5 protein-coding genes are annotated in these 7,196 nt (G+C 39.5%); 3 read left to right on the top strand and 2 right to left on the bottom strand.

What is annotated here, in order from left to right; translation table 11 throughout:
• Nucleotides 1-806: 806 nt before the first annotated feature.
• The 3 genes from JWR87_RS18185 to JWR87_RS18175 all read left to right on the top strand — a co-directional run bounded on the left by JWR87_RS18185 (nucleotide 807) and on the right by JWR87_RS18175 (nucleotide 4,492).
• Nucleotides 807-965 carry a hypothetical protein gene (locus JWR87_RS18185; RefSeq protein WP_297822898.1) on the top strand — a complete coding sequence of 53 codons (159 nt, stop codon included), beginning with the start codon at nucleotides 807-809 and terminating at the stop codon, nucleotides 963-965.
• Nucleotides 966-1,147: 182 nt separating this feature from the next.
• Nucleotides 1,148-4,066 (top strand): hypothetical protein, encoded by a 2,919-nt coding sequence (locus tag JWR87_RS18180; RefSeq protein ID WP_297822896.1) that lies wholly within the window; start codon nucleotides 1,148-1,150, stop codon nucleotides 4,064-4,066.
• A gap of 240 nt (nucleotides 4,067-4,306) precedes the next feature.
• A complete protein-coding gene (locus JWR87_RS18175) occupies nucleotides 4,307-4,492 on the top strand; it encodes a hypothetical protein (protein ID WP_297822894.1) in 186 nt (61 codons plus the stop codon).
• Nucleotides 4,493-4,803: 311 nt separating this feature from the next.
• Here the strand turns inward: JWR87_RS18175 and JWR87_RS18170 are convergent, their stop codons facing one another.
• The gene (locus JWR87_RS18170) at nucleotides 4,804-5,574 is read right to left on the bottom strand and encodes a hypothetical protein (RefSeq protein ID WP_297822893.1); all 771 of its coding nucleotides are present in this window, start codon (nucleotides 5,572-5,574) and stop codon (nucleotides 4,804-4,806) included.
• 825 nt (nucleotides 5,575-6,399) lie between these two features.
• A partial coding sequence (locus tag JWR87_RS18165) for an ankyrin repeat domain-containing protein (protein ID WP_297822890.1) occupies nucleotides 6,400-7,196 on the bottom strand: 797 nt, incomplete at its 5' end.

Genomic DNA, 7,196 nt, shown 5'->3' with positions numbered 1-7,196 from the left:
CCAGAGACTATGGGGAGATTGTTCTTTTATCCTGACGACCGCTCAAAGATCAAAAAAACTCTACGTTAATTCATATTAGCTCAACCATACATCCCAGCTCTCCGTAGAATGTCCGCTGCTCTCCGTATGTCTGTGACTACGGAGGCAAATGATAAGCAAGACTGCGTCTGGTATTTGGAAAATAACTGCTAAGGTTTTTCGTCCTGCTGCGGTCTCCTCCTCTTAGCCTTGCGGGTAAGCAGGGACCCCGGCATGCAACGCCGGGTCTCATGCCAACACACAAAGCTATGCTATGAAAACCACGCTTAGGCCAAGGTTATACAAGTACCAGTGAGTGACACAACGATGTTGAACATAGTTCTGCTGCCGGTTCCCAAAAAACCTGTTGCTAATATTAGCATCAGGTATCATAAACGGTTACATGTGAAGATGTGTGCAAATAATCATCATAATGCCTCTGCACCTCTCTAAATCTATACGATTATTCTTTACACGAGAATATCGAATTTGGGATACTGACCGTATCTACCATTGTTTTAGTTTTTGTCCTACTAGAGACTCTTAGCCTTTTGCGCACTTACATACCCAATGCAGCCTAGCACATACAACACTGCACAAAAGCTATGCTTGAAGACTGCGTCCCGACCAAATACTCGTTCATACATTCCTAATAAAAAACGGGTATGCCAGCTCTCCCCCGCCCTCCGTAGAATGTCCGCTGCCCCGTTCTGCAGGAATGTTCTCTGCCAACAACAGGATGCAGTTGTTCGAGTGTCTTCCGCAGGATGACCTCGAACGCAGGATAAATGGAGGTCTTAGACCTCCTGCCTTTGCAAAAGGCACCAAACAGAGTTACTAAAGCCGGAATCATTGAACTAACTTTCCCTTACAATACTAATGTTATGGGATTTGCATCTAAAATAGCGGATGGCGGCGCAACTGCTACCGCACCCAAGTGTGCATAAACGAAACCAAGCGAATAGCATTTTTGTTTGAGTTGTATGATAAGTATATGAGTGCGATGTTTGGGGAGGGGAAGAAAGGGAAAGTTAAAGCAGCGTTTGCAAATAAAAATAAATGATCGATAGAATGTGCATTAATGAAACATCGGTTTAATTAACAAATACAACTTATTAAAAACAGATTTATGCAATCCAATAATGTGACTAGGTTGATAAGGCTTATAATGTTAATGATAGGGTTAGCTAACTACCAGGTAAAGGCTCAAAATATTTTTTACGATGCGAAACGCATTATAGAGTGGTCCAGCAGAATAGATGATGCAACAAAAAGAAACAGTGCCGATACTATATTGGGATATATACAAAAGTACGGAACGCCAGATTCTGCCGATCTTTCGTTATTTAATCTTTACAAAAAAGCTAAAGAACTGGCTTTCTCCAGTGCATTAAAAAAAATGGATAGTACGCAGTTATACTCAAAGCTTGTAGCTTCAACTAAATTTAATGATAATGAATTAAAATCAAAAATAGCCTCGGTTAAATTTCAATCTCATTATTTCGATACAGCTCTCCGCCATATTGAGACAGTGCAAAAACTAATTAAATCTAATTCTACAGACACGGAAACATTAAAAATTATTTATCGTTTTATTGTTAATAGTAACCAGTATACAGTAGACACCTTTTATAATAAATTAGTTTCCGTTGATACCGCTAAAAATAGAGAATTTAACGACTCGCTATCTAATAACTCCAAGGTCGTTATGGAAGTTTTGTTTAAGAAAATAGAGGATTTGAGAGATCGCTTTGAGAAGGACTTTTTAAAAGAAAAGGAAGAATTAATAAAATACTTCCTTGAGCTAGAAGGCAAAAAACAACTTGAAATATTAGGGCTTAATAACGAAATTCTTTTACGACAAGTAAAGGTTCAATATAACAAACTAAAGCAGCAGGACCTTCTTGTAAAAAATCTGGAAAAACTGGAAGTTACGATTCAAAACAATTCTGCCGGTTACGCTCAGAATCTTTCTAACAGAAATTTTCCGTCGCAGTCCGAAATTATTGATGCGCTCGCTATCTATATGGCTAACAGATTTAAGCAGGAAGTTGCGATAAGTTTTATTGAGCAATTAACAAAATATCTGAAGAACAATTCGTTGGCAAAAGATTTGTTTCCCCAGACGTGGAAGGTTTTGGCCCAGGAAAGCTTTTCCTACTCCTTACCGAAGTTTGGAAGTGAATGGAGAAATGCGCTATCCTCCGATTTCATTAATCTACCTCAAAACTTTGTCAACTGCAATTACTTCAACTCTTTCAACGTGGACAAGGATTTAAGGGACTATTTAAGGGATGGGATACTTTTTGCCAATTATGCGGTCAAGAAATATAGTTTTATTGATATTATAAGAACCCTGAACGATAACCAGGAAACAGGGGGACCTGATACTTTAAGGAGTACCTGGGCAAAAAAAACAGTTTTTGCCGCTTATGTTATTAATGAGGAGTTATACGATACTTCACGTAATAAGTTTTGGCTAAGCCCGGAAAGTTTACATTCTACCGACACTAACTCTATTCGTTTGATGTATGAGTTAACCAGGCTAAAATATGAAAAAAGGTACTTCAGCCTGTTCAATACAAGTTTATTTCCTCCTAATGAAGGAGTGAACTTGCATTCCCTAAAACGAAAATATACCGAGTTGCTGTCCATATACAGACAATTCGAAAATATGCAACCGAATACAGGTAAGGATGCTTTTTGGGACAATCAAAGAATTATTCTGGATTTCATACTTAAGCAATTCCCAAAAGAAGGTAATGCCAGAACGGGTGTGGAAGTGATTAAAAAAGCATTTTATACTTACGACTATATTAGCAATAATAACTTTGGCGCAGCCTTAAATTCAATAATTGAAATCATAGAGACGGCTGCCGCGAAAAAGAACGGTTTTCGATATTGGAAATTTCTCATAAGTGAAAAACATTATAATGTGTTTGAGCAGTACTACATGCAAGATAACGGATTCAAAAAGCAGGTTTCTTCATTAGAGAGTTGCATGAACGCTTATTATGCAATGATCGACATAAAAAAGAACGGAGAAAAGATTTCAGCCGCAACCCTTTCACGAACCTTTGAGGATAAGTTTCAGTCTGATAGTTTGCAGTCATTTATTAAGACGAATATTATTGATAAAATCAGTAGCAATTTTTCGGAGGAATACATAAAAGACCTAGTTGTTACTGTTCTAAAGGATCGAAAAAATTACTTTTTTAGGTATGTTGACAGCTTAAAACTCACCGGTTTAATGGGTTTGAATAATGACTTATTTAAGAGAAACTGGGACGATTTGTCTATTGCAGATTATAAACTATACGGTGAACATTTATCTGCACTTTTAGAAGACAAGGCGCCAAATTTAGTCAGGCAATTCAGGCAGGCTACAGCTTTTTTAAGTGATGTAACCACTACTAAAAACAGTAAGGAATTAAGTAATGTAATTGAATCTTACGCAATGGCACCGGGCTCTTATAAAATTAAGCGCAGAGCGAGAATGTCAATTGATTTGAACGGCTATGTAGGCGCTTATGCAGGGGAAGAATTATTGTTTCTTCCAAATCGAAAACATGAATGGAAGGGGGTGGGAGGCTTTACAGTGCCTATCGGATTAAGTTTAAGCTTTGGAACCCGGCATGTTGAAAAGAACAAGATAGACCGCAAGTTAAAAGCCGGTTCTGTTTCAGGTACAGATATTTTTCTCAATGGCAGATCAAATTATCGGGCTTTAAAAGGAAACAGCTATACTTTTTTTGTTTCAATTGTTGATATTGCTGCCCCCTTCTCATATCGCATTACCGATTCAAACACTGAAGGTCTCCCAAAGGATGTTACTTGGTCTCAAATACTAGCTCCCGGCTTTCATTTTATGTGGGGCATAAAAAACACTCCTATCTGTGTAGTAGCAGGATGTCAGATAGTACCCCAACTAAGAACTTTTAAAGAGGATAATATCGAAAAGCGGGGAAATACATTTCGAGCTTCGGGCGGTTTAGTATTTGATCTACCATTATACAATTTTTATCATCGAACGGCACCTCAATATTAAACGTTTTTCGTTCTGCCAGATGTTCTCTGCTAAACAACAGCGATGCGATTGTTTGAGTGTCTTCCGCAGGATGATCTCGAACGCAGGATAAATGGAGGTCTTAGACCTCCTGCTTTTGCAAAAGGCACTGAATAGGGTTGCTAAACGAATTTTTTCGTCCTGCTGGGGTCTACTTTATAGTTTGGTGTGTTGGCCAAGGGACATGGGCATAGCTGATGAAGCAAGCACAACAGTAAAAGTGTGCGACGCAACGGCCGTATAATAGAAGTGCTGAGGCCGGGGACAAAAGAAGGATACACATTAGACAAAGCCGTAGATCTCTGCTACGATCGAACCCTTTATAAACGAAACCGAACGAACGCGTTTTTATTTGAGTTGTATGATAAGTATACGGGGGGGGATGTTTGTGCAGGGGAAGAAGAGTAGAAGAAGTAGATTGACTTCGTAGGAGCATCCTGTGTATAGTAAACCTCAACAACCGGTTTTACGAGTACCAGGGGCCAGCAACAATAAATACATATGGCAAATACATTTGCACAAATCCATCTTCAATTTGTTTTCTCTGTTAAACATCGGCATGCTTATACCGAAGTTACTTACACATTACATGGGTCAAGATTGATCTCTTCTTAACCTACGCTCAGTTGCGGGTGATAACACCAGCAACGGCGGAGCCTTAGCTAAAAGAATTGCTACCTGGCAGAGGTAGCAATTCTTTTTACAGTAAAATAACCTTATTATTTTCCCGTTGAACTGACTGTTGAGCTTAAGTCTTTCCTTGCTTTAACGAGATATGTTTCATATCTATCAATCAAGTTATATATGCCAGCAGATGGAGCACGATTAGTGTCCCAATCCCCTTGCCCATATTGCTTAATATAAGCTGCTTTGAATGCTTCTGTAGTAGGTGGTAAATAATTTGTTTCTAATTGCTTAAAACCATCCTTTAATGCACTTCTGATGACTAATTGAGATTTTGAACCGGCAAGCATCAATACATACACAGTATAACTTGAAGGGCTTTTAATTTGTTCGTTAATGACAATGCTTCTTCTAAATTCCTTCATAAAGTCCGCCATCTTTCCCTGTTTCACAAAGTAATTTGTTTGTACAAACTTTGTTGCGGTAACTCCTGTGAAATTATAACTCAATGTATCCACCCACCTGTATATATAACCTTCCTTATCTACGTCAAGTTTTGGTGATACTGTTCCCAAATAATCCTGGCCATGAACCTTTTCATTCGCCATCTCCTTATCCAGATCAGCATAAGCAAAAGGGCCATCTATCATTTGATAGGTTCCTGTGTTGTCTCCACTAACTATTTCATATACCGTTCTTTTGCTTTCGCCATTGTGGTATTTTGTCAAGTGGGTTTTCCAGGCGGTCTCAAAAGCCTGCGACTGTCCTGGTTTTGGTTGCACCAGGGCAACCCCATACAAAGTTTTTCCCTGGCTAAATAAGCCTGCAAAAGGCAGCAACATAATTGCTAATAAAAATTTTCTCATTGCATTAGTTTTTTTGGGTTAAGATTAAGCTTTAAAGCTTGATAGAGTAATATACGAATATGATTGAATAGTGCAAAGTGTATTGGTCCTAGAAATTAGGGTAGGTTTTTAATTTCTTTTACTACAGAAAAGAAACAAAACCGAAATACTATTAAAATTAAAAAGGCCATTTTTGCCTGCTGCTTTTGGGGAGCGGATGAGCTGATAAGGGATCTGCCGGTGTAACAGACACGGTTGTAGTTTATACGGGCGGCGATGTTCCTAAACCCGTTCTGCCGGAATGTTCTCTTGCTTATTAAAATGGTGAGGTTGTCCGGTTGTCTTCCGCAGGACGCTTAGGATAAGTGGGGTCTTAGACCTCCTGACTTTATAAAAGGCACGCGAACAGCATTACTAAAGCGGAAACAATTGGACTGACTTTCCCTTACAATACTAATGTTATCGGATTTGCTTATAAGATAGCGGATGGAGGAATAGTTTATGCCCCAACCCTAAGGGGCGAAAAACTTTAAATGATCTTCTATAACTCCCTTTAGGGCTGGGGCTTCGCGTTGAACACCTCGAACACCCGGACAACGGAAGCGGAACTCCTTGAACAACCCGGTTATTTCACGGGGTTCTGAACCTACGGGATCGCCATGTGATAATCATCATCAGTAGAAAACAAACATCTTTAGTTAACATTCGCCCGGCAGTTGTTTCAGTTTGCATTTTTAGCCACGCTTCAGTTGCAGTTACAACACCTGGAATTGAAGGCATTGATGACGAAGCCCGTTAGACCGCGCAGCAAAAAAAGGGTTGTAAAATGTAATAAGTACTGCTTTGCTACTTAATGCGAAACCCATGTTTGGTAATGTAGTGCGAATCTGAAACGATCATAACATAATCTTTCTTGTAAATCTTCCGGTTTTGCGCATCGGACGTATTATAAACAAGCCAGTCAACACCCCTGTCGCCCTTTAAAAGGATAACGCCGGGACCTTTGTCGTTTGCTTTCCACTTACCCCTGATTACGTTGTTTTTATCAATAACCCACGAATACGTATTGTTTGCATTGATGCGTAAAGGAGGAAGCTTGTCGCCACCACTAATGATCTGGTAAACATCACGGTCAATAACTCGTTCTGTTGCAGCAATGGGTAAATAAAGATCCCAATCGCTAACAAAGAAAGAGGTCCATTCTGGTTTGCGTTCTAAGGTTGCAAGGAAATTGATGTCGAGATAATTTTTGCTTGTCTTAGTCATATTCTCCACAAGGTATAAGGGACTATTGTTGGTAGTAAGAAGCGCATTTGTAGAGACTTCTTTAATAATGCCCCGTTCCCATGTGCGGCCGCGGTCTCTGCTATGCAGCACCGTGTCACCTTGATTGAAATTACTTTTCGCTGCGGCAGGCTTTGTTATAGTTTTAAAAGGATCCTTTACAGGCACCTCTGGTTTTTTAACTTCAGCAGCGATGCCGATCTTTTCTTTTATCAGCCGTAGTACCCCGGCATCACCCATCTTTTGAGCATATTGCAGGGCATTCATTCCGTCTTCATTAAGAGAATCTACACTGGCACCTTTGCGAAGCAGGAAATCGACCATGTACTTATTTCTTTTATAGATGGCATTGTGTAGAG

This window comes from Segetibacter sp., assembly GCF_025963695.1.
GTDB lineage: Bacteria > Bacteroidota > Bacteroidia > Chitinophagales > Chitinophagaceae > Segetibacter.
This window is presented reverse-complemented; position numbering and strand designations above follow the sequence as displayed.